Annotated in this window: 27 protein-coding genes and 1 pseudogene; 19 read left to right on the forward strand and 9 right to left on the reverse strand. The window is 68.5% G+C overall.

The features are described from left to right. Positions 1 to 29: 29 nt before the first annotated feature. From NA3_RS09885 to NA3_RS09895, 3 genes are all read right to left on the reverse strand, one after another. Positions 30 to 263 carry a redoxin NrdH gene (locus NA3_RS09885; RefSeq protein WP_030515663.1) on the reverse strand — a complete coding sequence of 78 codons (234 nt, stop codon included), beginning with the start codon at positions 261 to 263 and terminating at the stop codon, positions 30 to 32. Between the two features lie 480 nt (positions 264 to 743). Continuing rightward, the gene (ykgO, locus tag NA3_RS09890) at positions 744 to 866 is read right to left on the reverse strand and encodes a type B 50S ribosomal protein L36 (protein ID WP_036504093.1); all 123 of its coding nucleotides are present in this window, start codon (positions 864 to 866) and stop codon (positions 744 to 746) included. 176 nt (positions 867 to 1042) lie between these two features. Beyond that, positions 1043 to 1606 (reverse strand): NAD(P)H-dependent oxidoreductase, encoded by a 564-nt coding sequence (locus NA3_RS09895; RefSeq protein ID WP_062963249.1) that lies wholly within the window; start codon positions 1604 to 1606, stop codon positions 1043 to 1045. Between the two features lie 217 nt (positions 1607 to 1823). Here NA3_RS09895 and NA3_RS09900 point away from each other — a divergent pair, with 217 nt between their 5' ends. Both NA3_RS09900 and nadE read left to right on the forward strand, forming a co-directional pair. Next, entirely contained in the window at positions 1824 to 2441 is a 618-nt protein-coding gene (locus tag NA3_RS09900; protein ID WP_227995484.1) for a TetR/AcrR family transcriptional regulator, read from the forward strand. A gap of 9 nt (positions 2442 to 2450) precedes the next feature. Then, positions 2451 to 3293 (forward strand): NAD(+) synthase, encoded by an 843-nt coding sequence (gene nadE / locus NA3_RS09905; RefSeq protein ID WP_062963250.1) that lies wholly within the window; start codon positions 2451 to 2453, stop codon positions 3291 to 3293. A 34-nt stretch (positions 3294 to 3327) separates the two neighbouring features. Here the strand turns inward: nadE and NA3_RS09910 are convergent, their stop codons facing one another. Both NA3_RS09910 and moaA read right to left on the reverse strand, forming a co-directional pair. After that, on the reverse strand, positions 3328 to 3570 hold the full coding sequence (locus NA3_RS09910) for a MoaD/ThiS family protein (protein WP_062963251.1): 243 nt from the start codon (positions 3568 to 3570) through the stop codon (positions 3328 to 3330). Next, the gene (gene moaA / locus NA3_RS09915; protein ID WP_062963252.1) at positions 3563 to 4621 is read right to left on the reverse strand and encodes a GTP 3',8-cyclase MoaA; all 1059 of its coding nucleotides are present in this window, start codon (positions 4619 to 4621) and stop codon (positions 3563 to 3565) included. Before moaA ends, NA3_RS09910 begins: the two co-directional genes overlap by 8 nt. Before the next feature lie 270 nt (positions 4622 to 4891). On the opposite strand from moaA, the gene NA3_RS09920 reads away from it, so the two are divergent. The 3 genes from NA3_RS09920 (at position 4892) to NA3_RS09930 (ending at position 7660) form a co-directional block, all read left to right on the forward strand. Next, on the forward strand, positions 4892 to 6094 hold the full coding sequence (locus NA3_RS09920; RefSeq protein ID WP_062963253.1) for a molybdopterin molybdotransferase MoeA: 1203 nt from the start codon (positions 4892 to 4894) through the stop codon (positions 6092 to 6094). Positions 6095 to 6180: 86 nt separating this feature from the next. Further along, on the forward strand, positions 6181 to 7242 hold the full coding sequence (gene moaCB, locus NA3_RS09925; RefSeq protein ID WP_062963580.1) for a bifunctional molybdenum cofactor biosynthesis protein MoaC/MoaB: 1062 nt from the start codon (positions 6181 to 6183) through the stop codon (positions 7240 to 7242). Further along, the gene (locus NA3_RS09930; protein ID WP_062963254.1) at positions 7235 to 7660 is read left to right on the forward strand and encodes a molybdenum cofactor biosynthesis protein MoaE; all 426 of its coding nucleotides are present in this window, start codon (positions 7235 to 7237) and stop codon (positions 7658 to 7660) included. The genes moaCB and NA3_RS09930 overlap by 8 nt, the downstream gene beginning before the upstream one ends. Before the next feature lie 9 nt (positions 7661 to 7669). Here the strand turns inward: NA3_RS09930 and NA3_RS09935 are convergent, their stop codons facing one another. Next, positions 7670 to 8128 (reverse strand): MarR family winged helix-turn-helix transcriptional regulator, encoded by a 459-nt coding sequence (locus NA3_RS09935; protein WP_062963255.1) that lies wholly within the window; start codon positions 8126 to 8128, stop codon positions 7670 to 7672. Positions 8129 to 8215: 87 nt separating this feature from the next. On the opposite strand from NA3_RS09935, the gene NA3_RS09940 reads away from it, so the two are divergent. Beyond that, entirely contained in the window at positions 8216 to 9127 is a 912-nt protein-coding gene (locus NA3_RS09940) for an LLM class F420-dependent oxidoreductase (protein WP_062963256.1), read from the forward strand. On the opposite strand, the gene NA3_RS09945 is transcribed toward NA3_RS09940, so the two are convergent. Then, a complete protein-coding gene (locus NA3_RS09945; protein WP_062963257.1) occupies positions 9115 to 10188 on the reverse strand; it encodes a CobW family GTP-binding protein in 1074 nt (357 codons plus the stop codon). The two genes, NA3_RS09940 and NA3_RS09945, sit on opposite strands and share 13 nt — an antisense overlap. A gap of 76 nt (positions 10189 to 10264) precedes the next feature. Next, on the reverse strand, positions 10265 to 11668 hold the full coding sequence (locus NA3_RS09950; protein ID WP_062963258.1) for an N-acetylmuramoyl-L-alanine amidase: 1404 nt from the start codon (positions 11666 to 11668) through the stop codon (positions 10265 to 10267). Between the two features lie 725 nt (positions 11669 to 12393). Between NA3_RS09950 and NA3_RS09955 the strand changes: the two genes are divergently transcribed. The 12 genes and pseudogenes from NA3_RS09955 (at position 12394) to NA3_RS10010 (ending at position 24228) form a co-directional block, all read left to right on the forward strand. Then, on the forward strand, positions 12394 to 12798 hold the full coding sequence (locus NA3_RS09955; RefSeq protein ID WP_062963259.1) for an Rv1352/Rv1906c domain-containing protein: 405 nt from the start codon (positions 12394 to 12396) through the stop codon (positions 12796 to 12798). 165 nt (positions 12799 to 12963) lie between these two features. After that, a pseudogene (locus NA3_RS09960) lies at positions 12964 to 13213 on the forward strand (galactose-1-phosphate uridylyltransferase); the annotation flags it as partial. Between the two features lie 87 nt (positions 13214 to 13300). Continuing rightward, positions 13301 to 14407, forward strand: a complete 1107-nt coding sequence (gene galK, locus NA3_RS09965) for a galactokinase (RefSeq protein ID WP_084491415.1) — start codon at positions 13301 to 13303, stop codon at positions 14405 to 14407. 33 nt (positions 14408 to 14440) lie between these two features. Beyond that, on the forward strand, positions 14441 to 15190 hold the full coding sequence (locus NA3_RS09970; RefSeq protein ID WP_062963261.1) for an SDR family oxidoreductase: 750 nt from the start codon (positions 14441 to 14443) through the stop codon (positions 15188 to 15190). A 328-nt stretch (positions 15191 to 15518) separates the two neighbouring features. Beyond that, positions 15519 to 16568 (forward strand): 3-oxoacyl-ACP synthase III family protein, encoded by a 1050-nt coding sequence (locus tag NA3_RS09975; RefSeq protein WP_062963262.1) that lies wholly within the window; start codon positions 15519 to 15521, stop codon positions 16566 to 16568. Positions 16569 to 16578: 10 nt separating this feature from the next. Beyond that, positions 16579 to 17484 carry a beta-ketoacyl-[acyl-carrier-protein] synthase family protein gene (locus NA3_RS09980; RefSeq protein WP_062963263.1) on the forward strand — a complete coding sequence of 302 codons (906 nt, stop codon included), beginning with the start codon at positions 16579 to 16581 and terminating at the stop codon, positions 17482 to 17484. Continuing rightward, entirely contained in the window at positions 17481 to 19151 is a 1671-nt protein-coding gene (locus NA3_RS09985; protein WP_062963264.1) for a fatty acid CoA ligase family protein, read from the forward strand. The genes NA3_RS09980 and NA3_RS09985 overlap by 4 nt, the downstream gene beginning before the upstream one ends. Further along, entirely contained in the window at positions 19148 to 19438 is a 291-nt protein-coding gene (locus NA3_RS09990; protein ID WP_062963582.1) for a hypothetical protein, read from the forward strand. The genes NA3_RS09985 and NA3_RS09990 overlap by 4 nt, the downstream gene beginning before the upstream one ends. After that, a complete protein-coding gene (locus NA3_RS09995; protein ID WP_062963265.1) occupies positions 19435 to 20475 on the forward strand; it encodes an NAD-dependent epimerase/dehydratase family protein in 1041 nt (346 codons plus the stop codon). The genes NA3_RS09990 and NA3_RS09995 overlap by 4 nt, the downstream gene beginning before the upstream one ends. 20 nt (positions 20476 to 20495) lie before the next feature. After that, a complete protein-coding gene (locus NA3_RS10000) occupies positions 20496 to 21689 on the forward strand; it encodes a hypothetical protein (RefSeq protein ID WP_062963266.1) in 1194 nt (397 codons plus the stop codon). After that, the gene (locus tag NA3_RS10005; protein WP_063917402.1) at positions 21686 to 23830 is read left to right on the forward strand and encodes an MMPL family transporter; all 2145 of its coding nucleotides are present in this window, start codon (positions 21686 to 21688) and stop codon (positions 23828 to 23830) included. The genes NA3_RS10000 and NA3_RS10005 overlap by 4 nt, the downstream gene beginning before the upstream one ends. Beyond that, the gene (locus tag NA3_RS10010) at positions 23827 to 24228 is read left to right on the forward strand and encodes a PaaI family thioesterase (RefSeq protein WP_062963267.1); all 402 of its coding nucleotides are present in this window, start codon (positions 23827 to 23829) and stop codon (positions 24226 to 24228) included. The genes NA3_RS10005 and NA3_RS10010 overlap by 4 nt, the downstream gene beginning before the upstream one ends. A 15-nt stretch (positions 24229 to 24243) precedes the next feature. On the opposite strand, the gene NA3_RS10015 is transcribed toward NA3_RS10010, so the two are convergent. Then, complete coding sequence (locus tag NA3_RS10015; protein WP_062963268.1) at positions 24244 to 25173, reverse strand: quinone oxidoreductase family protein; 930 nt, start codon at positions 25171 to 25173, stop codon at positions 24244 to 24246. Positions 25174 to 25346: 173 nt separating this feature from the next. On the opposite strand from NA3_RS10015, the gene NA3_RS10020 reads away from it, so the two are divergent. Further along, entirely contained in the window at positions 25347 to 25970 is a 624-nt protein-coding gene (locus NA3_RS10020; protein WP_062963269.1) for a TetR/AcrR family transcriptional regulator, read from the forward strand. The last annotated feature ends 9 nt before the right edge of the window (positions 25971 to 25979 follow it).

A 25979-nucleotide genomic window follows, 5' to 3' on the forward strand; every position in this document is an offset into this window, starting at 1 on the left:
CTCGTCGGACGAACGGTGACCGGAGCGGATCAGGCCGCGGCGGTCACCAGGGACTTGATGCGGTCCGGACGGAAACCGGACCAGTGCTCGTCGCCGGCGACGACGACGGGGGCCTGCAGATATCCCAGCGCCATCACGTAGTCGCGGGCCTCGGGGTTCTCGGAGATATCGACGACCTCGTACTCCACACCGGCCTTGTCGAGCGCGCGGTAGGTGGCGTTGCACTGGACACAAGCGGGCTTGGTGTAGACCGTGATACTCATGGGTGACCCTCTCTCCTTGCCTTATCCGATGCAGCCTTGAATCGGTACGCCCTCTGCTGTGAGCATCCGTACTGAGCACGATCCATCTGGTACTGCGCAAACCCCTGGAAGTAGGGGCACCACCGGCAATCACGCTGCGGCGATCGGCTCGGAATTCGTCTCCCCTTCCAGTGCCGTAGACACTACACCTAGTGGCCGACAGATTCATACAACACGACATGTTGCGAACCACAAAGATGAAATTCGACGGCCGTAAGTACCAGGACAGTCGATTCGCAACCCGACACGACAGTGGCGCAGATCACGATTTCATGTCGCAGCTCTCTCCCAGCAAACCCAATGTCACCTCTGGTCACATCGGTCACGCCAACCTCAGCAGGCCCGTATCGGCACACTCGGAACGCCCGAATGCCGCGCCCGTTCCCAGGGAACGAACGCGGCATTCGGTCGCTTACTCCGGCGTGTCGCAGCCGGACCGGATCAGCCCTGGCGAGCCTTGAACCGCGGCTCCTTCTTGTTGATCACATAGGTCTTGCCACGGCGTCGCACCACCTGAGCGCCCGGCTTGTCCTTCAGCGAACGCAGCGAGTTCCGCACCTTCATGACAGCCTCCTATTGGAAATGGTTTTCATATCCTATAGAGGTGTGCGGCGAGAGCGTTAGGACGCCCGTCACGTCACCCTTCATCGGCCGGCGACTGCCCGCCCCAACGCCGTCGAGGGGCCGCACCATCGGGTGCGACCCCTCGGAACGGCTCGAAGCCGGTTACCGTCTCACGCTCAGGCGTTGACCGATTCCCGCGCGGCGACCAGTTCGGTGACCGCGGCGGCGAGCTGGGTCAGAGCCTCGGCGTCGTCGCGCGGATGCGCCTCGCCGAAGCGCTGGCCGATGGTGCCGAAGTGCAGGTGCGCGCTCTCGACGACGGTGCCGCCGGCCACGCCGACCGCCTTCACCGTGTCACCGTGCGCCCACTTCGCGGCGTTCTGGCTGATCGAGGCGCTGACCACGGCGACGGGCTTGCCCTTGATCGAACCGGCGCCGTAGGGCCGCGAGGCCCAGTCGATCGCGTTCTTCAGCACGGCCGGGATGGTGCCGTTGTATTCGGGAACGAACAGCACCAGAGCGTCGACGGCGGCGACGGCGTCACGCAGCGCCTGCGCCGGCGCGGGCACCTGACCCGGCACATCGATGTCCTCGTTGTAGAAAGGAATATCTCCGAGACCGTCGTAGATATCGACCTCGACACCTTCCGGTGCGGTCTGGGCGGCAGCCTCGGCCAGCTGCCGGTTGATCGAACCGGCACGCAAGCTGCCGACGAGAGCCAGGATGCGAGTCTGTGACATGATCACTCCTTGTGCGGTGGGGCGGCGGTGGCTTCCGCTGTCACGACACGATAACCGGACTACGGTCCGCTTTCATTCCCGGGTCATGGGGTAACGAACTGTGAACTGCGACACTCCGGATTCGACGCCGTCGAATTCGTCCCATTCGTCCGATCCGCACGTCTCGGATCCGGCCTTCGCCGCCGTGCCGCGTCCCGGCGCGCTGCCGCTCGAGGCCGTGGCCGTCGAGCTGCCACCGACGGCGCTCACCACCGCGCTGCCGGTAGCCGAACACTCCGAGCGCAGCGATGCCGTACGCAACCGGCAGCTGCTACTCGACGCCGCCGAGGAACTGGTCCGCGAATTCGGCGCCGACGGCGTCACGATGGACGCGGTCGCCAAACGCGCGGGCGTCGGCAAGGGCACCGTATTCCGCAGATTCGGCAACCGGGCCGGTCTCATGCTGGCGCTGCTCGACCAGTCCGAGCAGAAATTGCAGGCGGCGTTCATGTTCGGGCCCCCGCCGCTGGGCCCGGGCGCTCCGCCGCTGCAGCGGCTGATCGCCTACGGGCGCGCCCGTTTGGCCGGGATCGAGGTGGAGGGCGAAATGCGCCGCGCCGCCGACGAATCCGGCCGTTACGCCAGCGCTCCGTACAACATCTCGAAAACCCATGTCTCGCTGTTGCTTCGGCAGCTCGACGTGAGCGGCGATATCGCGCTGACGGCGGACACGCTGCTGGCCATCCTCGACGCCGGCCTGGTACTGCATCAACTGCGGGTCCTCGGTTATCGGCCCGAACAGATCGCCGACCACTGGGAAAACGTGGTCCGCGCACTGGTAGCGCCCGCCCAGTAGAGTGGCCGCATGGGGAACCTGCGCGAACAGATCATCGCCGAATTGGGTGTCGCGGCCGAGATCGAGCCGAAGGTCGAGGTGCGGCGCCGCGTCGAATTCCTGGCCGACTATCTGAGTTCCACCCCGGCAACGGGTTTCGTTCTCGGCATCAGCGGTGGTCAGGACAGCTCGCTGACCGGCAAACTGTGCCAGCTGGCCGTGGACGAGTTACGCGCCCGGGGACAGGAGGCGACCTTCGTCGCGGTCCGGCTTCCCTACGGTGCGCAGGCCGATGCCGACGACGCGCAGCGGGCACTGGATTTCATCGGCCCGGACCATGTGGTCGAGGTCAATGTGAAGCCCGGGGCGGACGCGGTGGCGGCCGCGACCGCCGAGGGTGTGCGCAAACTACTGGGACATGAGACAGAGCTGCGTGATTTCGTCCGCGGCAACATCAAAGCGCGCGAACGGATGATCATCCAGTACGCGATCGCGGGGCAGTTGAATCTGGTGGTCGTCGGCACCGACCACGCGGCCGAGGCGGTCACCGGGTTCTTCACCAAACACGGTGACGGCGGAGTCGACATCACTCCGCTGACGGGCCTGACCAAGCGCCAGGGTGCGGCATTGCTCCAGGAATTGGGCGCTCCGCCGAGCCTGTGGGAGAAGGTGCCCACCGCCGACCTCGAGGACGATCGCCCGGCCCTGCCGGACGAGGAGGCGCTCGGCCTGAAGTACGCCCAGATCGATGATTATCTCGAGGGCAAGGATGTGGCGCCGGAGGTGGCCGAGCGCATCGAGACGATCTACTGCAACACCCGGCACAAGCGGACCGTGCCGGTGTCGCCGCTCGACAGCTGGTGGAAGAACTGAGAGCGACTCCACCGCACGAGAGAACGGGCGCTGCTCAGCCGCCCGCGAACGGCGGTAGGACGTCGACGCGGGCGGTGAGGGGAGTGCTGTCGTCGCGGGTGAGCTCCTCGCCCACCAGATAGGCGCAGACCTTCAGCATCGGATCGAGATCGGCGCCGTAGGCCGAGCGCAAGGCCGCGCGCAGGTCACCGACCGTTGCCGACTCGGGCAGGTCGAGATGTTCGCTGGATTTGCCGACCGCGTCGGCGATCGCGGCGAAATATCTGACCTCAACCACCGATGGCTCCCATCGTCCGTTCCGGGGGGACGAAATCGGCGGCGTCGATGCCGTGCCCGGCCCATTTGTTCCACATCGCGCCGCGCCACAGCTGCGCCAGTTCGTCGTCGCTCGCGCCGGCGCGCAGCAGTGAGCGCAGATCGTATTCCTGGTCGCTGAACAGGCAGGATCGGATCATGCCGTCGGCGGTGAGGCGGGTGCGGTCGCAGTCGCCGCAGAATTGGCGGGTGACCGAGGCGATGATGCCGACCGTGGCGGGACCGCCGTTCACCAGCCAGGTCTCCGCCGGGGCGGAGGGGTCGCCGCGTCCTGCTTCGGTGAGGGTGAAGGCCGTGCCGAGAACGTCGAGCAGTTCGGCCGCGGTGACCATATTGGTCCGCGCCCATTCGTGGTCGGCATCGAGCGGCATCTCCTCGATGAAGCGCAGTTCGCATCCCTCGTTCAGGCACCACCGCAGCAGATCGACCGCGCCGGACAGGGTTTCGCGCATCAGGACGGCGTTCACCTTGACCGGGTAGAGACCGGCGGCATGGGCGGCGCGGATGCCGGTGAGCACCGAGCCGAGCCGGTCCCGGCGGGTGAGCCGGGCGAATCCGGCGGGGTCGACCGTATCGAGGGAGACGTTGACCCGCCCGAGCCCCGCGTCCGCCAGCCCGCGAGCGCGGTGTTCCAGCCCGACGCCGTTACTGGTCATCGCCAGCGGCGTGTCGGGAACGGCGGCATGGCAACCGGCGACGATCTGCTCGAGATCGCGCCGCATCAGCGGTTCGCCGCCGGTGAATCGCACCTCGCGTACCCCCAGGCGCCGCACCGCGAGTTCCACCAACCGCACGATCTCCGCGGCCGAGAGCAATTCGTCCGCGGGGATGGCCGGCAACCCCTCCTCCGGCATGCAATAGGTGCACCGCAACGAGCACTTCTCGGTGATCGACACTCGCAGATCCCGGGCCGTGCGACCGAATTTGTCGACGAGCAGGTCCGTATCGGGCCGTCCATCCAGCGAGGGCCGCCCGCCCCGGACGGCGGGAATCCCCATGAGAACGACGGTCACTCCTCCATTATGGGGGCCGCCGCCACCTCACGTCCCGCAAGTCACCACCTGTGAGGTAGGTGAGCACCGCCGGAGCCGGTGAACGCGAAACCCATGCATCGTCCGCCCCATCCGCGACGGTGAACCCCCAAAGGTCTCGGCCCGCCTCGATTTTGCAGCGACGGAGCGAGGGAGCGCAGCGACCGAGCGGAGGAGTGAAAAATCGAGGCCCAAGGGGCCGAGACCCGCCGCAGCGAAGCGAAGGCCATATACACAGCTAGGCTGACGGCTATGAGTCAGCCTGCCAAGACTGTGGCTCGGTCCGTCGAGGATCATCGGGAGCGGATCGAACAGCTGCTGCGACCGCTGGCAGTGCGGCAGGTGGAGCAGTTGGCCTTGCACGGGGCGCGGGGCCGGATGCTGGCCGAGGATGTGCGGTCGCCGCTGGATCTCCCGGTCTTCCGCAATTCGGGCATGGACGGATATGCGGTCCGGGCGGAGTCGGTCGCGGTGACGCCGGTGACGCTGCCGGTGGCCGGTGTGGTGGCCGCCGGGCAAGGTGGTCCGGATCGGTTGCCGGACGGGGCGGCGGTCAAGGTGATGACGGGCGCGCCGATTCCGCCGGGCGCCGACTGTGTGGTGCCGGTGGAGGACACCCGCGCCGTCGACGGCGGGGTGTCGATCGAACGGGGCCGCAACGCAGGCGATTTCGTGCGGGAGGCGGGAACCGATATTCGGCGCGGTGAGCTGCTGGTGGCGGCCGGGTCGCTGTTGTCGCCGCATCGGATCGCGGCGCTGGCGGCGGTGGGCATCGCCGCGGTGACGGTCGCGCGGCCGATCCGGGCGGCGGTCCTGACGACGGGCGACGAGCTGGTGTCGGCCGGTGTCGCGTTGCGCCCGGGCCAGATCTACAACTCGAACGGCATCGCGCTGGCTGCTGCGTTGGGCGCCAACGGAATCGATGTGGTGGATGTTTCCCACAGCCGCGACAATCCGGGCGAGTTCCGCCGCAAGTTGTCGGTCGCGACGGCGGCCGCGGATGTGGTGTTCACGTCGGGCGGGGTGTCGCAGGGCGATTTCGAAGTGGTCAAGGAGGTGCTGGCCGAGGTCGGCGGCGAGTTCGGTTCGGTGGCCGTGCAGCCCGGCGGCCCGCAGGGCATCAGTGTGGTCGACGGGATTCCGGTTCTGAGCTTTCCGGGAAATCCGGTGAGCACGATGGTGTCGTTCGAGGTGTTCGCCCGGCCGATCCTGCGGCAGCTGAGCGGTTGGGCCCCGGTGCCGAATTACGAGGTGGCGCTGCTGGATCCGGTGCGGTCCCCGGCAGGCCGGCGGCAGTTCCTGCGGGGGCGGCGAGAAGGTGCGGGGGTTCGTTCGGTATCGGGCCCCGGGTCGCATCTCGTGGCGGCGATGGCGCAGGCCGATGTTCTGATCGAAATCCCGGCCGAGGTCACGACGGTGGCGGCCGGTTCGCTGGTGAGGGTGCGCGAACTGTGAACGAACTGTCCCCTGCCGAATCCGGCGCCGTGCCGGAAGCCGACGCCGGCACCTTGTCGCATGTCGATGCGGAAGGCCGGGCGCGCATGGTCGATGTGAGCGCGAAGGCGGAGACGACCCGGGTGGCGGTCGCGGCCGGCCTGCTGCGGACGACGCCGGAGGTGGTGGCGCTGGTGCGCGCGGACGATCTGCCGAAGGCCGATGTGCTGTCGACGGCTCGCATCGCCGGTATCTCGGGCGCGAAGAAGACCTCGGAGCTGATTCCGCTGTGCCATCAGCTGGCGCTGTCGTCGGTGGATGTGCGCTTCGGTTTCGCCGAGTCCGCCATCACCATCGAAGCGCGAGCGAAGACGAAGGGCCCCACCGGCGTCGAGATGGAGGCGCTGACCGCGGTCGCGATCGCCGGCCTCACACTGCACGACATGGTGAAGGCGGTGGATCCGGCGGCCGTCCTGGACGGTGTGCGCCTGTTGACGAAAGACGGTGGTAAGCACGGTCATTGGGAGCGACCCGACGCCGGGACGTCTCCGCAGCCGCACACCGCGGCCACGGCGGACACACAACACCGAGCGGCGACCGAGGACCGGCCGGTTCACCATCACACGGAATCGCCCGGGGGCGCGCACTCCCCCGCCGGCCCGAGCCACGGCGATGCGACGCACATCGGCGAGGGATCCCGGACCGCGGTCGTGGTCGTCGCCTCGACCGGCGTCGCGGCCGGCACTCGGGTCGACACGACCGGTCCGGTGCTGGCGGAATGGCTTGCGGGGCTGGGCTTTTCGGTGCGCGGGCCGCTGGTCTACGCCGATGCCGATATCGCGGCCGGTCTGCGCGACGCACTCGACGGCACGCCGGGACTGGTGATCACCACCGGCGGCACCGGCGCCTCACCCTCGGATGCCACTCCGGAAGCGACGCTGGCGGTGCTGGATCGGGAATTGCCGGGCGTCGCCGAGGCGATCCGTCAGCGCGGTGCGGCCGCCTTTCCGTTGGCGGCCTTGAGCCGTGGCGTCGCCGGCCTGTCCGGCACTACGGTGGTCGTGAATCTGCCCGGTTCGCCGGGCGGGGTCCGCGATGGGATCACGGTCCTGGAACCGTTGCTGGATCATCTGCTGGCCCAGGTCGCCGGAGGAGGCCGCCATGAGTGAGTACACGCCGCTCACCCGCATCAGCGATCAGCCGTTGCGGCCCGAGGAGGTCGAGCGCGCGGTCACCGGCCCCGAACACGGCGCGGTCGTCGTCTTCACCGGAAAGGTCCGCAATCACGATGGCGGACAGTCGGTTTCGGCCCTGGAGTATTCGGCCCACCCCGAGGCGGAGAAGTTCCTGACCCGAGTGTGCGCCGAGGTCGGCAAGTCCGCCGGCCTCCCGGTCGCCGCGGTGCACCGGGTGGGCGCGCTGACCGTCGGCGATCTGGCGATCGCGGTGGCCGTCGCCGCTCCGCACCGCCGCGAGGCCTTCGAGACCTGCGCGGAATTGGTGGACCGGATCAAGCACGAGGTCCCGATCTGGAAGCGCCAGCTGTTCGCCGACGGCCTCTCCGAGTGGGTCAACGCCTGCGGCTAGGCCACGGCGTCAGCGTGGTTCGTGGCCGGGATTCGCCTCGGCCGGCGTCGGCTCGGTGAGATTCGCCTCGATGCGGCGCAGCGCCCTGAAGAGGCCGGCGCGTTCGGCCGCGCTGAACGAGGTCAGCGCCCGTTCGGTCAGCCGCGCGCTCTCGGCTTCGATCTCGTGCTCGAGCTCCCGCCCTCGTGCGGTCAGGTGCAGACGGACCAGCCGGCGGTCGGTCGGATGCGGTTCGCGCCGGACCAGTCCGGCCGCTTCCATCCGGGTGGTCGCCCGGGTGACCGTGGGCGTCGCCAGGCCGAGTCGTTTGGCCACCTGACCGGGCGTCAGTCCGTCCTCCTGCCAGAGCTGTCGCAGGATGAACTGCTGGCCCTCGTACACGCCGTGCCGGGCGTAGGCGGCGGCCGCCGCCACCGCGAGGGCGTGTTTGGTGGACCAGAACGCGGTCTGGAAGTCGTCGTCGGTCATGGTGTGTTCAGCGTAGAGGTATTGTATTCGTTAGCCGACTCACGTTATAGTCGTTACCCGGCTAATAACTTTGAACGGGAGATATACGTGAAAATCGGCATCGCGCTCACCGACTTCTCCTGGCCCGTCCCGGGTAGCGAAATCGGTTCGGCGGTCACGGAACTCGCGCAGGCGGCCGACGCGTCGGGTATCGACAGCCTCTGGGTGATGGACCACTTCTTCCAGATCGGCATCAGCGGACATCCGCCGGAGTCGCCGATGCTCGAGGCCTACGCCGCGCTGGGATTTCTCGCCGGAATCACCGACCGCATCCGGCTCGGCACCCTGGTCACGGCGGTGCCGTATCGCCATCCCGGAGTGCTGATCAAATCCGCGACCACCCTCGACGTACTCAGCGGCGGCCGCCTGATCTTCGGCGTCGGCGCCGGGGCGCCCTTCGATCCGGAACCGATGGGCCCGAACACCACCTTCGAGGCCGAGGGCCTGGGCATTCCGTTCCCGCGACTGCCGCGACGCTTCGAACAATTGGAGGAACTGCTGCAGATCGCACATCGCATGTGGAGCGAGGACGAGACGCCCTATCAGGGAAGGCATTACGAGTTGGCGCGGCCGCTCAACTCACCGAATTCCATTCAGCGCCCGCATCCGCCGATCCTGATCGGCGGCAGTGGCGAGCGCAAAACCCTGCCGCTGGTGGCCCGATATGCCGACGCCTGCAATCTGTTCGACCTTCCCGGTAGCGGCTACGCCGACAACCTCGCGCACAAACTCGCGGTGCTGCGGCGGCTGTGCGACGAGATCGGACGCGACTATTCCACGATCGAGAAGACCGTCACCACGGCCCTGGATATCGACGCGGATCGCGGACCGGTGCTGGACCATTTGAAAACCCTGGCCGCCACGGGCATCGACCACGCGATTCTCGGACCGGACGGGCCGTGGACGCGGGCGCGCCTGCAACGCCTCATCGAGATGGCGCCGGAGATTCACGCGCTCTGATCCGAGGCGTCCCTCGGCACGTACCGCCACACCGGCAACAACGCCTGCTCGTCCAGCGGTTCGGGTCCGGTGTGAGCGGTGGCGTGCAGGCGGGCCGTCGCGGATTCCGCGTCGAGACCGGATCCGATGAGTACCAGCCGGGTTTCGCGGGTTTCGCCGCGCGACCAGGCGGCCGGCTCGAACACCACATGCCGGCCGACCATGTGCAGCAGGAACTTTCGGCTTTCACCGCGCACGCGGAAAGCGGTGGCGCCCTTGGCGCGGAACAGCCCCGACGGCGGATCCTCCAGGAATCCGACCAGGCGGCGCGGGTCGAGATCGGTTGCGGTGGTGAACGATACGCTGTCGTAGCCGTCGTGCAGATGGCGGTGGCCGGGCGCCTCGTGGTCGTGATCGTGATCGTGATCGTGGTCGTGGTCGTCGAGCAGTTCGTCGAACGACAACTGCCGGGCGACCGTCGACGCGCCGCGTTCGGGAACGTCGAACAGCAGCCGCGGATCGATGCGGCCGTGCGCGGTGGCATAGACCGGCACTCCCGCGGCGATTCTCTCGATGTCCGCGCGCAGTTCGTCCAGCCGCGCACCCGGTACCCGGTCCGCCTTGTTCAGCACGATCAGATCCGCCAGGCGCAGATGTGTGGCCAGTTCGGGATGGCGGGCTCGGCTGTCGTCGAAATGCTCGGCATCCACGACCTCGACCAATCCGCCGTAGCGGATGCGCGGATTGTCGCTGCCGATGACCATGCGGATCAGGTTGCGGGGTTCGGCGAGGCCGCTGGCCTCGACCACGATCACATCGATGCCGTGGCGTGGCTCGGCGAGCCGGGCGAACATCTCGTCGAGTTCGGTGACGTCCACCGCACAGCACACGCAGCCGTTGCCCAGCGAGACCATGGCGTCCACCTGGCCCGCCACCAGCATCGCGTCGATATTCACCGCGCCGAAGTCGTTGACCACGACCCCGATCCGGGCCTCGCGTCGCCGCAGCAGATGGTTCAGCAGCGTGGTCTTACCGGCTCCCAGAAATCCCGCGACCACCAGAACAGGTATGCGCCGATCCATTCGGCCGAGCTTACCGAGGCCCGGACGAGGTCGTGCCCGCCCCTTCGTGCGGAGGGGCGGGCACGAGCGGGGCCGATTACTTGCTCGACCCCAGGAGGGTGGCGACCAGGGTGTAGGCCAGATTCATCAGTTCGGAATCGAGCGCGCCGTTGCCCAGGCCGAGCGATTTTGCCAGCGGCAACAGCAACTGCATGGCGGTGGTAACGAGATTACCGGCGGCGGAACCGGATTGCGGCGTTTTCTGAGTGCCGCTGGCGCCGGGCGCGGTCGAGGTCTGCGGTGCGGCCCCGGACGTGCCCGGATCGGTGTTCGAATAGGTCCCCGGCGCCGTTCGATAGGTACCGGCCGGAGCGCCCGCCGGATTCGAACCCGGCTGCGTCGTGGCCGGCGCGGACGGCGAGGTGGACGCCGGCGCGGACTGCGTGGTGCCGGAGTTGGGCGCGCCACGCAACGCATCGGTTGCCGAATTCTGCTGCGGTGCAACCGAATTCTGGGTGCCGGAATTCTGAGCGCCGGAATTCGGTGTCGCCGATCCTTGCGGGGACGCACTTTCCGGTGCGGCATTCTGCGGTGCCGGACTCTGCGGGGTAGTGCTCGGCGACGTGGTGCCCTCGGACGCACCGGTCTGCGGCGCGCTCGCGGGGCTGTCGGCGGGTGACGCGGCCGGCGAGGTACCGCCCGGGGTCACTCCGATCAGATAACTCACCAGCCCGGTCGTGATCGCGATGGCGTGCTTCAGTTGCCCGTCGGGCGATTCGAGCGTCTTCGCGTCGTCGGCATTCGCGCCGTTGCCCATTTCGATGAAGACGTCGGGCACCTCGGTCAGCGCCGGGCCCGCGATATCGGATCGGGTCTGCAGACCGTCGACCGCGCCCGCGTAATCAGCGGGCGTGAACCCCGCCTGTTTGTACGCGTCGCGCACGGCCTTCGTGGCGACCTGACCGGGGCCCGACTGCGCTTCGTTCGCCTTGGCATCGGGAACCGGCAACTGCGGCACGATCAGATGAAAGCCGTGATCCTGTTCCGGTGCGCTGTCGGCGTGGATGCTGACGGCCACCGCGGCGCCGGAGTTGTTGGCCGCCGCGGCGCGTTCGTCGACACATCCGCCCCAGCCGGTGTCGTCCTGGCGGCTCATCACCACGTGCGCGCCGAGCGCCTCGAGCGACTGCCGGACCAGCTGTGCCACATTCCAGTTGATGGTGTGCTCGGGTACGCCGCCGCGGCTCGTCATTCCGGTGGTCTGGCACTCCTTGGTGCCACCGCGGCCGTCGTTCACTTGACGATTGAGGTCTTCGCTGTGGTTGCTGCCTTGATGGCCCGGGTCGAGAAATACCGTCTTACCCGCCAATGTGGTCGACATATCGGGATCTGCGGGCGCGGCCGGCGCGGCGAGGGCCGCGGCGGGCGCCAGCACACCGGCCGTGGTGACCGCGGCGACGGCGAGCCTGACTCCGGTCTTGATGATGCGTGGATGGTTCATGTTCGGACGGCGCACCCGGGACGGGCGCACCCCTCCCTTCCCACTAGTAACATCAAACCCAGTGGTTCACTGTTGCAACGGCAGCATCACATGCGCAAGTTCAGTTACCGAACCGTTACCCCCATTAGAGCCGTTGCGACGCGCCATTTCCACAGACACGCCGGTCGAGCGGTCGAACTGGCGTCAGACAGCGAGATAAACGGACATCGCTAGCTATCTCACCGCTGCCACGGTCACCCGAGTCACGGAACAACCGGCAGGTTTGTGTTGCTGACCACATCTGGGGGAATCCGGAGGGAATGCGCATCATTGCCCGAATGTCGCTGCGGCCGTTCGAATCCGCGTGATCCGCCGCTAGCCAGGGCCGTAGATGAAAATGCGGGAATGCTGAATCCGAATCATTCGCCGTAGTAATTTAATTCTGAAATACCACTGTGTTGCACGTGCCGACGGCGCTGCAGTACGTTCCCATCTCGCACCTCGGCGGTCGAACCGCACGCGGGTGCCGTCCCCGTGGGCGCGAGGGGATCCCGCGGGGACGTTCTGCGACCGTATTTTCCGGTCGCCTGCCCACCGCCCACCGGGGCGTTGTCGAATCTCCAGATATTTCCTCGATCCGGTCCGCACCTACCGGACTTCTGATAGACCAAGGCCCCGGAAGATGCGGGGATCTTCTCCGGCCGCCCGATAGTCGACGGCCGTCTGCTATATCGAGGAGGACCGCCGTGCGTGGACGCACGTTTGTGATCGCCGGGGCCGTCGCGTCCGCGGCGACGATGCTCGGATCCGGCACCGCGGCCGCTGATCCGGCGACGACCATTCCCGGAGACGGGATGTACCGGGTAGGGGTCGATATCGCGCCCGGTATCTATCAGTCGGCGGGACCGGCGGACCCGGCGCACGACTGTTCCTGGGAACGCCTGTGGAAGATTCCGGAAGCCGGTGATCCGCCGGACCCGAACGCCGCCATCGTGGCCAGCGATCGCACCCACACGGCTCCCGTGCGAGTGCTGATCAAACCATCCGATGTCGCGTTCGCCTCGGCCAATTGCGGCGGCTGGGTGATGATGCCGGCCCCGCCGCCGACCGGCTCCTACGGGCCGGGAGGGTTGTTCGGCAGCGAGGTCTGAGTCGGGCCCCGTCCGGCGCGGTATATCCGATCGGGTGCGCCGCGCCGGATCCGGCGCACGCCGCGGCCGCGATGTTAGTGTCCCGCTGAGATCCGGTGGATCGAGCGGAGGGATGCGATGGCGCGGCCGAGTCCGGTGATGAGTCGTCGGTCGCTGGCCGACGGCCCGCTGTGCCCCTCGCGCCCCGGTCATCCCACCGAGGTTCCGGAGGCCGACTATCAGGTGGTGGTGTTCGAGAATCGCTTTCCGTCGCTGTCCACCGGTCGCGCCGAACTTCCCGATCACGTCGAAGGGGCGCCGGAGATGTTGCTGCGCAACGGTTTCGGGCGCTGTGAGGTGGTGTGCTTCACCAGCGACCACAACAGTTCGTTCGCCGGGCTCGAGCCGGGCGCGCCTGGTGGTGGACGCGTGGGCCGGTGCGCCGGGCGAGGACTGCGGGGATGAACGTCTTCATCAGTGACACCACACCGGAGACGGTGGCCGCCGAGCTGCGGGAGGTGCGGTGAGCGCGGCACCCGGGCGCGGGGTATGGGTCGCGCCCGGCCGGGTCAACATCATCGGCGAGCACACCGACTACAACGACGGTTACGCCCTGCCGATCGCGCTGCCTCAGGTCGTGACCTGCACCGCCGAGGCCGCGACGGACGGCACGGTGCGGGTGAGTTCGAAACAACACGCCGGGCAGGTGTGCGAACGGCTCGACGGACTCGCCGATTCGGCGGTCACCGGCTGGGCCCGCTATCCCCTGGGCGTGGTGCACGAATATCGGCGCCGCGGGCACGACCTGTCCGGGCTGGTGCTGGAGATCGACGGGGCGGTCCCGGTGGGCGCCGGGCTGTCGTCCTCGGCCGCGCTGGAATGCGCTGTGGCACTGGCGATTCGCGATCTGTTCGCGATCGACGCCGACAGCGCCGAGCTGATCGACATCGGCAGGGCCGCCGAGAACTCCTATGTCGGTGCCGCGACCGGGACCCTGGACCAGTCCGCCTCGTTGCTCTGCACGGCGGGTCACGCCCTGTTCCTCGACTTCGCCACCGGGGAATCCGCGCAGGTTCCCTTCGATCTCGCCGCGGCCGGACTGCACTTGCTGGTGGCCGACACCCACACCCCGCACCGGCTCGCCGACAGCGGTTACGGCCGGCGCCGGCGCGAATGTGAGCAGGCCGCGCACGCTCTGGGCGTGCATTCACTGCGGGCCGTCACCGACGTGGCGGAAACGCAGCGGCCGGCCGATCCGGTGCTGCGGCGGCGCGCCCGCCACGTCGTCACCGAGAACGCGCGGGTGCTGACCGTGGTGGAGTTGCTGCGCGACGGGTGTGATCCGCGCGCGATCGGGCCGCTGCTCACCAGCGGGCACGCCTCGCTGCGCGACGATTTCGAGGTCTCCACGCCGGAACTGGACGCTGCGGTGGCGGCCGCGCTCGACGCCGGGGCCTACGGTGCGCGCATGGTCGGCGGCGGATTCGGCGGCAGCATCATCGCCGTGACGGATATCGAGCGGACCGATTCGACCGCAGCCGCGATCCGGCGCCGGTTTCGCGACGACGGTTTCTCCCCGCCGCGATTCTTCGTCGCCGTCCCCGCCCCCGGAGCCCGCCGGATTTCCTGATCGGGCGGCCGGGCGGCACTAGGGTGGAATGCCATGACCAGGCGCAGAATTCTCATCACCGGAGCGAGTGCGGGCCTGGGGGCCGAAATGGCTCGGCAGTTCGCCGCGCGCGGACGCGATCTCGCGCTGTGCGCGCGCCGCGTGGATAACCTGCGCACACTGCGAGACCATTTGCTGGCGGCCCATCCCGATATCCGGGTGTCGCTGCGGGCCCTCGATGTGGACGACCACGACGCGGTCCCACGCGTCTTCGAGGAATTCCGCGAGGAATTCGGCGGCCTCGATCGGGTGATCGTCAACGCCGGCCTGGGCAAGGGTGCGGCGCTGGGCACCGGGCGTGCGGATGCGAATATCGCGACGGCCACAACGAATTTCGTGAGTGCGCTGGCCCAGGCCGAGGCCGCCCTACAGATCTTCCGCGAACAGAATGCCGGACATCTGGTGCTGATCTCGTCGATGAGCGCGGTGCGCGGACTGCCCGGCAAGAAGGCCGCGTATGCGGCGAGCAAGGCCGGATTGTCCGCTCTCGGTGAGGGTTTGGCGATCGAACTGCGACGCGGCCCGATCGCCGTGACCACCGTGCAGCCGGGCTTCATCGCCACCGAGATGTCGGCGCGCGCCGACGACGCCCGGCTGGTCGTACCGCTCGAACGCGGTGTGGCCGCGATGGTCGCCGCGATCGAGGCCGAACCGGTGCGCGCCTGTGTTCCGCAATGGCCTTGGCGCGCACTGAACCTCGTGCTGCCACGGCTGCCGCGGGCGGTCATGGCACGGCTCGGCTGAACCGGGCCGGACGGCCCCACACCCGGTGAGGTCTCTCACAATCGACCGCCCCGATCGATGTGAAGTTTCACCACCGATCCGACACACTGCGAGTTAGCGGACTCGCCGCTTAGCGTCGCCACGCGGCAGAAGCATCGATGTAGAGAGGCTATTCGCCGATTGCCGGATAGTTACCACTTGCCGCGACTCGATGTCACAAATACAACGCCTCCACCCCTGGCCGGCCGAAGCGCCGAGATGCGGCTCGAGAATGCGCTAGTTACTCTCGGGTAGCATCACGTCCCGAACAAATTCCGCAAGCATTCGTCATGCCAATTCAGGAGGCGGCGTGCCGCATTCTCGTTTCGAAGCGATCGGCGCATATCTACCCGAAAAACGGGTCACCACGGAGGAATTGATATCGCGCCTCGCCGTCCCGCCCGCCTTCGATCTCGAAAAAATCACAGGCGTGCGCGAACGCCGCGTTCACGACACTCGCCCGGAATCCTACGAGGACTCCTTCGTGCTGGCCTGCACGGCTCTCGACGAGTGTTTATCGAGGTCACAGTATTCCGGCTCCGAGATCGAGGTGATCATCTCCACCTCCATCACCCGGAGCAAAGATGCCGACAAAATATACATGGAGCCCTCGTTCGCCTCGGCTCTGGCCCAACGGATCGGCGCACAGAACGCAATTACCTTCGACCTTTCGAATGCCTGCGCCGGAATGCTCAGCGGAACCTACATTCTCGATCGCATGATTCGATCCGGAATGGTGCGCAACGGCATCGTGGTGAGCGGTGAGGCGATTACTCCGATCGCCGATACCGCGGTGCGCGAAATTTCCGACACCTACGATCTGCAATTCGCGTCGCTCACCGTGGGTGATTCCGCGGCCGCGGTGGTGCTCGACCGTTCCGTCGACGAGGCCGACCGTATCGACTACATCGAACTGGTCACGGCCTCGGAGTTCTCCCACCTGTGCCTGGGCATGCCCAGCGACAAGACCCAGGGTGTGGCGCTCTACACCGACAACCGCAAGATGCACAACGAGGCGCGGTTTCTGCTGTGGACCGACACCCAGCGCATGTTCTACGAGAAGCGTGGCACCACGTTCGCCGAGGAGAACTTCGACTTCGTGATCCACCACCAGTTCGGCGCGGCGGCGATCCCGTACATGAACGCCATCGCCGAACGGGAATTCGGCGCCCCGATGCCGCCCGACCTCAATGTGCTGACCGAATACGGAAATACCTCCAGCACTTCGCATTTCATCGTGCTGCACGACCATCTGAGCCGCGGCGAGATTCCGGCCGGCTCGAAATTGCTGATGGTTCCGGCCGCCTCCGGGGTGGTCGGCGGCTTCCTGTCCACCACGATTTCGTCTCTGAAGGTCTGAGGTACTGGTCATGGGCGTTGCCATCACATCCACCGGAATCAGTCGCGAGGGCGACACGTTCAGCATCGTCGAGCACAGTGGCCGGGCCGCGCGCCGCAGCCTCGAACGCGCCGGGGTGGCGCCGGAGCAGGTCGGCGTGCTCATCAACGCGGGAATCTTCCGCGACTCCAACACCGTGGAACCGGCGGTGTCGGCGCTGATCCAGAAGGAGGCGGGAATCGGACTGGACTACCGGTTCGGCGATCCGCGCTCGTTCTCCTTCGACCTGATGAACGGCGCCACCGGTGTGCTCAACGCGGTTCAGGTCGCCCAATCGATTCTCGAGACCGCCGGTTCGGGACACGTCCTGATCGTCTCCGGGGACACCCATCCGTCGCTGGCCCGGTCGGCGGCCGACGACGAATTCCCCTATGCCACCGCCGGTGCCGCGCTGCTGCTCGCGCACACCGACGAGCCGGTCGGCTTCGGCCGCGTGCACACCGTCGCCGGTTCGGGTTCCCCCGCGGTGCGGTCGTACGTCGACGTCACCACGATGGGCACGGCCGGACGCGGACTGATGACGGTGGAACGCGAACCCGGATTCGAGGATCGGCTGCTGGAGGTCGCGGCCGAGGCCGGCCGCCGCGCCCTGGACGCCGACGACATCGATCCCGACGCAACGGTTCTCATCGCGTCCACACCGACGCCGAAGTTCCCGCAACTGCTGGCCGAGACCCTCGGTATCGGGGCGGTCCGCACCCCGGACCTGTCCGCCGGCGATCCGCACACCGCCTCGCTGCCGCTGGCCTATCACCGTGCGGTGGAGGAGGATTCGCTCATCGGCTTCGGCACCGTGCTGTTCGTGGCGGCGGGCGCGGGTCCGGCCGCGGCGGCCGCGGTGTACCGCCTGCCGGTCGCCGCGGGTGCGGCGGCGTGAGCGGTACCTACTGGCGGGCGGTCGACCGGTTCCGCGTGGTCGCGGCCGCCGAACCGGACCGCACCGCGGTGTACTTCGCCGATGCCGGACACGCGGGCACGCCGCACTACCGGCGGCTGAGCTACGCCGACCTGGATCGCTGGTCCGACACGGTCGGTGAGCGGCTCACCGCCGCGGGCGTGGGCAGCGGAACCCGCACCATCGTGCTGGTACTGCCGGGGCCGGAGCTCTACGCGATCATGCTGGGGCTGTTGAAGATCGGGGCGGTGCCGGTGGTCATCGATCCGGGTATGGGGTTGCGCCGGATGCTGCGATGCCTGCAGGCGGCCGACGCCGAGGCGTTCATCGGCATTCCGCAGGCGCATGCGGCGCGGGTGCTGTTCCGCCGCTACTTCCGGGGAGTGCGGGTCGCGGTCACGGTCGGGCGGCGCTGGTTCTGGGGTGGCGCGACCTTCGACAGCTGGGGTCGTCACCCCTCCGGCACTGCGCCGGACCGCACTCCGGCGCCCGACGACGACCTGCTGATGATCGCGTTCACCACCGGCAGCACCGGACCGGCCAAGGCCGTGGAGATGACCCACGGCAATCTGTCGGCCATGGTCGAGCAGGTGCACGCGGCACGCGGGCATGTGCCGCCGCAAACCTCGCTGATCACGTTGCCGCTGGTCGGCATTCTGGATCTGCTGCTCGGTTCGCAGTGCGTGCTGCCGCCGCTGATCCCCAGCAAGGTGGGTTCGACCGATCCGGCGCAGGTGGCCGACGCCATCGGCCGGTTCGGCGTACACACCATGTTCGCCTCCCCCGCGGTGCTGATTCCGCTGCTGCGCCACCTCGAGCAGACCGGCATCCGGCTGCCGACGCTGCGCAGTATCTATTCCGGTGGCGCGCCGGTCCCGGATTGGTGTATCGCCGGCCTGCGCGCGGTGCTCGACGAGGATGTGCTGGTCTACGCCGGATACGGGTCGACCGAGGCGCTGCCGATGTCGACGATCGAATCGCGCGAGCTCCTGGCCGGCCCGTCCGAACGCGCCCGCGCCGGCGCCGGCACCTGCCTCGGCCGACCGGCCGACCGGGTGCGGGCGCGAGTCGTGGCGATCACCGACGACCCGCTGCCCACCTGGGCCGACGCCCAGGCCCGGGAGGGGGAATTGGCGGCCACCCGCGGCATCGGCGAACTGGTGGTGGCCGGGCCGAATGTGAGCACTCGCTACTACTGGCCCGCCGCGGCGAACGCGACGGGCAAGATCGTCGACGGCGAGACCGTCTGGCACCGCACCGGCGACCTCGCGTGGATCGACGATGAGCAGCGAATCTGGTTCTGCGGGCGCAAATCCCAGCGGGTCCGCACCGCCGACGGGCCGATGTTCACGGTGCAGGTCGAGCAGATCTTCAATGCCGTCGCCGGTGTGGCGCGCACGGCATTGGTCGGGGTGGGCCCGGCCGGAGCACAACGTCCCGTGCTGTGCGTGGAACTACGCCCGGATGCCGATCGCGACGACGTGGCCGCCGTGCTGCGCGCGCGGGGCGCGGAATTCGAGCTCACCACGAAGATCTCGGAGTTCCTGTTCCATCCGGGATTTCCCGTCGATATCCGGCACAACGCCAAGATCGGGCGCGAACAGCTCGCGGTGTGGGCGGCCCGGCAGAGCGCGAAGGCGGCTCGATGAATGTGAAAGTTGTTGCGCTGCGCGCTGTTCCGATTGCCGGGTGGTGGTTTCTGCTGGCCGGTCCGGCGGTCCGGGACTCCGGCCGTCGCTGGCTACGCGCGCTGTGGTGGATCGACGCGGTGCTGAGCATCGGGGTACACGCCGCCCAGATTCCGGTCGCCGTGCGCGCCGGGCGAGGCAACGGCCGGTCCCGCGTGTACACCGCGGTCATGACGCAGCTGTTCGGGCTCACCTGGTGGCGCACCGAAACCATTCGTGGCACTGGCACTTTCGAGGAGACGCGATGAAGGCACTCGTCACGGGCGCATCCGGATTCCTCGGCGGCGCGCTGGTCCGGCGCCTGGTCCGTGAGGGCGGCCACGAGGTGACCGTGCTCGCGCGGCGCACCAGCGATCTCGGCGATCTGCCCGATCTCGACGGTGTGCGGATCGCCTACGGCGACCTCACCGACGAGGCGTCTCTAGAAAGCGCCTGCGCGGGAGTCGATGTCGTGTTCCACAGTGCCGCCCGGGTCGACGAGCGCGGCACCCGCGCACAGTTTCGCGCCGAGAACCTGCGCGCCACCGAAGTTCTGCTGCGCGGCGCCCGCGCCGCCGGAGCCACGCGTTTCGTGTTCATCTCCAGCCCGAGCGCCCTGATGGATCGCGACGGCGGCGATCAGATCGACATCGACGAATCGGTGCCGTATCCGCGCCACTATCTGAACCTGTACTCCGAGACCAAGGCCGCCGCCGAGCGTGCCGTACTGGCCGCCGACACTCCGGGTTTCACCACCTGCGCGTTACGGCCGCGCGCGATCTGGGGAGCCGGCGACCGCTCCGGCCCGATCGTGCGCCTGCTCGGCCGGACCGCACAGGGGCGCCTGCCCGATCTGTCGTTCGGCCGCTCGGTCCAGGCGTCGCTGTGCCATGTGGACAACATCGTGCACGCCTGCCTCGGCGCCGCCGGCTCCGATCGGGTCGGCGGCAAGGCGTATTTCGTCGCCGACGCGGAGAAGACCGACGTCTGGGCCTTTCTCGCCGAGGTGGCGAGCGGTCTCGGCTACCCGGCCCCCAGCCGCCGCCCCGATCCGCGCGTGCTGGCGGCAGCCGTGTCGGTGATCGACACCGTCTGGCGCATACCGGCGATCGCACGGCGCTGGTCGCCACCGCTGTCGCGCTACGTGGTGGCGTTGCTGACCCGCACCGCGACCTACGACACCGGCGCGGCGGCACGCGATTTCGGTTACGCGCCGATCATCGACCGCGACCAGGGCCTGGCCCGATTCCTGTCCTGGCTCGAATCCGAGGGCGGCATCGAGCAACTCACCCGCGATCTGCGGTAACGCAGAGTCAGGAGCCGATCATGAGTACCGTCTTCCGGCGGCGGATCTCGCCCACCGAGCGGATGTACTTTCCCATGCGCGACATGGCCCCGCCGTTTCTGATGCAACTGGCGATTCCGGGAACCGGAACCCTGGATGCGGAACGGCTGCGCCGGGCGGTCGCGGTCGCGGCCGCCGCCTGCCCAGGGGCCCGGCTGCGACGCGACGGCGCGTACTGGGTGGACACCGGCGTACCCCCCGCCGTGCGCGAGGTTCCCGGTCACGTCGTGAACTACGGCCGTCTCGAGGCCGATCCGGTACTCGCTTCGCCCATCGGCCCCACTCCCGAGAGCACCTGTGAGGTGCTGCTGCTGACCGGTGATCCGGTCACCGTGATCTTCCGGGTGTTCCACGGTGTCATGGACGGGATGGGCATGGTGCTGTGGGCTCGCAACGTCCTCGCCGCGCTGCGCGGTGAGCAGCCGGAAGAACTTCGCGACCCGGTCGCCGACCGCGAACTGGTGCGGCGCCTCGGCGCACCGGGCCGTCCCACCGCCATGATTCCCCGATTCCGCTCGGCGGTCGGCCACGGCCGTCAGGAGGTGGGCAACTCCCGGCATCTGCTGCGGCATCGCACCATCGCGGCCACCGGTCCCGGTGCGGTGGCACGGGTGTCGGCGCTGCTGGCCGACGCCGCGGGCAGCACGCAGCGGATCATGGTGCCGGTCGATCTGCGCCGCCACGACGCACAGTTGCGGTCGACGGCGAATCTGGCGTTGCCGCTGTTCCTCGACATCCGCCCCGGCCGGGATTGGCGGCAGGTGCGCGAACACATGCGGGCGGGTCTGCGGGACCGTACGGAACTCAACCAAATGGCCGCTAGCACGATCGCCAACGCACCGCACGCCGTCGGCCGCACCATTCTGCGCACCACCAACGCGCTCGGCGCCCGCTTCGGGCGCAACCTCGCCTCGGCGACGGTCTCGCACATGGGCCGCTTCGAGCTCGGCGAACTTGCGGTGCCCGGCTGGTCCCCCACATCGGTGCGCGTGCTGCCCCAGCACAGCGTCGCGATGCCGCTGCTGTTCGCGATGGTCGAGGCGGGCGGCCGCACCGAATTGACGGTCTCCGCACGCAACGGCCGCGGCATCGAGGATAGGCTCGAGGCACTGTTGGACCGCATCGCAGCCAGCCTGGAAAGCGAACTGCCGCAGCGGGATCCGGCCCTCGCATGACGCGCTGGGCGCGGCTGGTCGGTACCCGACCGAAACTGGTACTGCTCGCGGCGATCGGGTTCGCGATCGTGTGCGGGCTGTTCGGCGCCGACGTCCAGCAGCGCGTGAGCGCGGCCGGATTCGCCGATCCCGGAAGCGAATCCGCGCTCGTCGACCGGGTGGTCACCGCGCAGCTGGGCCGCCAGAACCCCGATGTGATCGCGATCTTCACCGCACCGGAAGGACAGGACCTCACCGCACTCGGCCCGCGCGTCCAGCAGGCGGTCGACCACATCGATCCGGCGCTGCTGGACCAGCCGGTGCAGACCTATTGGAACAATGCCCCACCGCGACAGGGTTTCCTGCGGTCGGCGGACGGCCGGCAGGGGCTGGCCGTGGTGTTCGCCGCCGGCGACGACAATCAGCGCATCGCGGCCTACCACGACATCGCCGCGGCACTGGACATTCCCGGCGTCTCGGTCCGCTTCACCGGCTACAGCGCCCTGGCCGACGAGATCGACCGGCAGTCCCGGCACGATCTGGTGCTCGCCGAATCCGTCTCGCTGCCGGTCACCGCGGCCATCCTCGTCCTGGTGTTCGGCGGGGTCGTCGCCGCCGGCCTGCCGCTGCTGGTGGGTGTGCTCACCGTCGTGGGCTCACTGGGCGCGGTCGGAGTAATCGCGCACGTCACCGAGGTGAGTGTCTTCGCCGTGAACGTCGCCTCGCTACTGGGACTCGGCCTGGCCATCGACTACGGACTGTTCGTGGTCACCCGGTTCCGGGAGGAACTCGCCGCGGGCGCCGCGGTGTCCGATGCGGTGATCCGCACCCTGGCCACCGCCGGTCGCACCGTCGGATTCTCGGCGCTGTTGCTGGCCTGTGCCTTCGCCGGAACGTTCGTCTTCCCGCAGGCGGTACTGCGATCGCTGGGCTTCGGGGCCATCGCGGCGGTGCTGCTGGCCGCCGGACTGTCGCTGACCGTCCTGCCCGCCGCACTCGCCCTGCTGGGTCATCGCGTCGGCGCCTGGAGCTGGCGGCGCGACGCCTTCGACCGCGGACAGCGGCGCGCCGAGCGGTGGTGGGGCCGGGTGGTGGACGCGGTGATGCGCCGGCCCGGTCTCGTGGCCGTCACGGTCGGCGGACTGCTGCTCGTGCTCGCCACCCCGGTGCTGAGCGTGCGGCTGGGCGATGTCGACCACACGGCCCTCCCGGCGGGCAATGCCGTGCGCGCCGGTGTCGACGAACTCGCCGCGCGTTTCCCGGAGGCCGGCAGTGGCGCGACCGTCCTGCTGCGCGGTGACGGCGCCCCACCCGACTCCCGGCCCACCGCCGCCGCGATCCGTGCGCTGGGCGCGGTTCCGGGTGTACACGACGTGCAGCGACTCGCCACGGTGGACGACGCGGTCGTGCTGCACGCGGCCTTCGACGATCCGGACCGCTCCCCCGCCGCCACCGACACCGTCACGCGGATCCGGAATCTCGAGCCACCCACCGGCGTCGACATCCAGGTCGGCGGCGAGACCGCGGCCACCGTGGACAGCGTCGCGGCCATCGCCTCCCGGATGCCGCTGATGATCGCGGTGATGGTGCTCGCCACGCTGATCCTGCTCGGCGCGGCGTTCCGCTCGGCGGTGCTGCCGGTGAAAGCGGTACTGCTGGCCTTCCTCAGCCTGGCCGCAACCTTCGGCATCCTGACCTGGATCTTCTGCCGGGGCCATCTCGCCGGCCTGCTGCAGGTGAGCGTGGGACCACTCTCGGCGGGAATGATGGTGCTGATCATCGCCGTCGTCTTCGGGCTCTCGACCGACTACGAGGTCTTTCTGCTCTCGCGCATGGTCGAGGCCCGTCACGCCGGTGGCGACACCGTGACCGCGGTCCGCACCGGCACGGTCCGCACCGCCCGCGTGATCACCGCCGCCGCAACGCTGCTGGTGATCATCACCGGCGCCTTCACCCTGTCCCCGTTGACGCCGATGCGATTTCTCGGCCTCGGCATGATCCTGGCGCTGGTCATCGACGCCACGCTGGTGCGGATGCTGCTGGTGCCGGCGCTGGTTCGGTTGATGGGCCCGATGAACTGGTGGCCGATGCGGCCCGCCCGCGATCGTTACCCCGAAGGTAATGGACCTCGCGCACGCGTGCGGGCAAGCTCGACATCATGATCGATACCGAAGGAACCCGGCTGTTCCACAGCACCATGCCGTTCACCGAAAAGCTCGGCGTCGAGGTCCTCGAGCACGGACCCAAGCTGGTGCGCAGCCGGCTCGCCTGGGACGAGAGCCTGTGCACCCTCGGCGGCGTCCTGCACGGCGGAGTGCTGATGTCGCTGGCCGACGCCACCGGCGCGGTGTGCGCGTACCTGAATCTGCCGGAGGGCAAACAGGGCACCACGACGGTGGAGTCGAAGACGAATTTCCTGCGGGCGATCAAGTCCGGCTACGCGGTGGCCTCGTCGACGCCGTTGCACGCGGGACGCAGCTTCATCGTGGTGGAGACCGAAATCCACGACGACGCAGGCAAACTCGTCGGCAAGGTCACCCAGACGCAAGCGGTGTTGTGAGCGCGAGCGCCCTCGTCACACGCCGGAACCGGCGCTGATCGCCATCCGCCCCACAGTGCGGCGGGTGGCGATCAGATCGACGACGGTGTCCAGCTCGGTCCAGTCACGCACCTCCACCCGGGGACGTAACGCCTTCTCCTCCACCAGCTTCCACAGCTGCGCCCGGTACTGCTCGATCAGTTCGGGTTCGGTTCGCGACAGCAGTCCCATCGAGAAGCCGGTGACCGTTTTGAGTTCACCCAGCAGTGTGGAGGTATCGACCGCGCCACCACCGGCGCTGAAGGCGACCAGCGTGCCGTGCGGGCCCAGGCTGTCCACCCCGCGCTGCACCAGCTCACCGCCGACACCGTCGAGCACGATGTCGAAGGGCCCGGGCCACGATTCGTCGTAGGTCAGCGCGGCATCGGCGCCGCACTGCCGCACGACATCGAATTTGCCGGCCGAGCCCACCGCGGCGACCACCCGGGACGCTCCCGCGGCCCGGGCCAGCTGCAGCGCCAGATGTCCGACTCCGGAGGCGGCGGCGGTGACCAGCACCGAGGCGCCCGCAACGGATTTCGCGGCGCGTACAACGCCCATCGCGACCAGGCCGCCACGGACCACGGCCAGGGCGTCGGCCGCCGGCACACCGGCCGGGATCTCGGTCACCATCGCCGGTGCGGCACAGACGTATTCGGCGTACAACGAAGCGAACACCACCCCGCCCACCCGGGTACCGATCCAGGATTCCGCGACGCCGGGGCCCACCGCGACCACCGTCCCGACCATCTCACCGCCGGGATTCGCCGCGGCATCGGCCCGCAGCATGCGCACCACACCCACACCTACACCGGTCAATTCGGTGCGGACCAGCACTTGCCCCGGTCCGGGCTCGGGACGCTCGATTTCCACGAGCCGGGAGCGGGCGAGGCGATCGGCCGCGGGAGTGAACTGAATTGCGCGCACTGACAGCGCCTTTCGACCTGGGCGGCACGCGGCCGCGGGCTGATGCTCGGAGTGAATCGACAGCTGTGGGGGTCACTTTCGCCACCACCTCGAATTCTTACTACCGACGTAAGATTAGGAGGCAGCCGTTCGATAGGTCAAGGCGATTTTTATGTCGGTGGTAACATTTCGCCATGGCCACTGCGACCCCGGGACTGCGCGAAACGAAGAAGCAGCAGACCCGTCAGGAGATCTCCGACACCGCGACCAGGCTGTTCATCGAGCGCGGATTCGAGGCGACGACCATCGCGGAGATCGCGGAGGCGGCGCGGGTGGCGAAGAAGACCGTCACCAACTACTTCCCGCGCAAGGAGGATCTGGCGCTCGACCATCACGAGCAGTTCGTCGGCGCGCTCGCCGCGGCGGTGGCCGCCCGTGCCGCGAACGAATCGGCACTCGACGCGCTACGCCGCCTGTATCGTTGCGCGGCACAGGATTACGCGGCCGACGTCGGATTCTCCGGCCCGGAGTTCAGCCGCATGCTCGCCGACAGCCCGACACTCACCGCGCGCGTGCGCGAACTGCACGAGCTGCGCGAACAGGCCCTGGCCGAGGTGCTGCCCGGCGACGACCTGCTGCGCCGCGCGGCGGCCGCCCCCTTGGCGGCGGCCTGCCGACTGCTGTTCCAGCGCATCCAGCAGCTGCAGCTGTCCGGCGCTTCGCGGCGCCGGGTCGCGGCCACCGTCACCGCCGAGGCCGAGCGGATCTTCGATCTGCTGGAACCAGCCTTCGGCGAGTACGGCCGCGCTTCGGAGTGAACGGAGGGA

Origin of the sequence: Nocardia africana NBRC 100379 (genome assembly GCF_001612635.1) — a bacterium.
GTDB lineage: Bacteria > Actinomycetota > Actinomycetes > Mycobacteriales > Mycobacteriaceae > Nocardia > Nocardia africana.

What these genes read in the sequence shown, in the direction of transcription:
- NA3_RS09885 (WP_030515663.1), bottom strand. Translation starts at nt 263, where the DNA reads ATGAGTATCACGGTCTACACCAAGCCCGCTTGTGTCCAGTGCAACGCC.
- ykgO (WP_036504093.1), bottom strand. Translation starts at nt 866, where the DNA reads ATGAAGGTGCGGAACTCGCTGCGTTCGCTGAAGGACAAGCCGGGCGCT.
- NA3_RS09895 (WP_062963249.1), bottom strand. Translation starts at nt 1,606, where the DNA reads ATGTCACAGACTCGCATCCTGGCTCTCGTCGGCAGCTTGCGTGCCGGT.
- nadE (WP_062963250.1), top strand. Translation starts at nt 2,451, where the DNA reads ATGGGGAACCTGCGCGAACAGATCATCGCCGAATTGGGTGTCGCGGCC.
- NA3_RS09920 (WP_062963253.1), top strand. Translation starts at nt 4,892, where the DNA reads ATGAGTCAGCCTGCCAAGACTGTGGCTCGGTCCGTCGAGGATCATCGG.
- moaCB (WP_062963580.1), top strand. Translation starts at nt 6,181, where the DNA reads ATGGTCGATGTGAGCGCGAAGGCGGAGACGACCCGGGTGGCGGTCGCG.
- NA3_RS09930 (WP_062963254.1), top strand. Translation starts at nt 7,235, where the DNA reads ATGAGTGAGTACACGCCGCTCACCCGCATCAGCGATCAGCCGTTGCGG.
- NA3_RS09935 (WP_062963255.1), bottom strand. Translation starts at nt 8,128, where the DNA reads ATGACCGACGACGACTTCCAGACCGCGTTCTGGTCCACCAAACACGCC.
- NA3_RS09945 (WP_062963257.1), bottom strand. Translation starts at nt 10,188, where the DNA reads ATGGATCGGCGCATACCTGTTCTGGTGGTCGCGGGATTTCTGGGAGCC.
- NA3_RS09950 (WP_062963258.1), bottom strand. Translation starts at nt 11,668, where the DNA reads ATGAACCATCCACGCATCATCAAGACCGGAGTCAGGCTCGCCGTCGCC.
- NA3_RS09970 (WP_062963261.1), top strand. Translation starts at nt 14,441, where the DNA reads ATGACCAGGCGCAGAATTCTCATCACCGGAGCGAGTGCGGGCCTGGGG.
- NA3_RS09980 (WP_062963263.1), top strand. Translation starts at nt 16,579, where the DNA reads ATGGGCGTTGCCATCACATCCACCGGAATCAGTCGCGAGGGCGACACG.
- NA3_RS09990 (WP_062963582.1), top strand. Translation starts at nt 19,148, where the DNA reads ATGAATGTGAAAGTTGTTGCGCTGCGCGCTGTTCCGATTGCCGGGTGG.
- NA3_RS09995 (WP_062963265.1), top strand. Translation starts at nt 19,435, where the DNA reads ATGAAGGCACTCGTCACGGGCGCATCCGGATTCCTCGGCGGCGCGCTG.
- NA3_RS10000 (WP_062963266.1), top strand. Translation starts at nt 20,496, where the DNA reads ATGAGTACCGTCTTCCGGCGGCGGATCTCGCCCACCGAGCGGATGTAC.
- NA3_RS10005 (WP_063917402.1), top strand. Translation starts at nt 21,686, where the DNA reads ATGACGCGCTGGGCGCGGCTGGTCGGTACCCGACCGAAACTGGTACTG.
- NA3_RS10010 (WP_062963267.1), top strand. Translation starts at nt 23,827, where the DNA reads ATGATCGATACCGAAGGAACCCGGCTGTTCCACAGCACCATGCCGTTC.
- NA3_RS10020 (WP_062963269.1), top strand. Translation starts at nt 25,347, where the DNA reads ATGGCCACTGCGACCCCGGGACTGCGCGAAACGAAGAAGCAGCAGACC.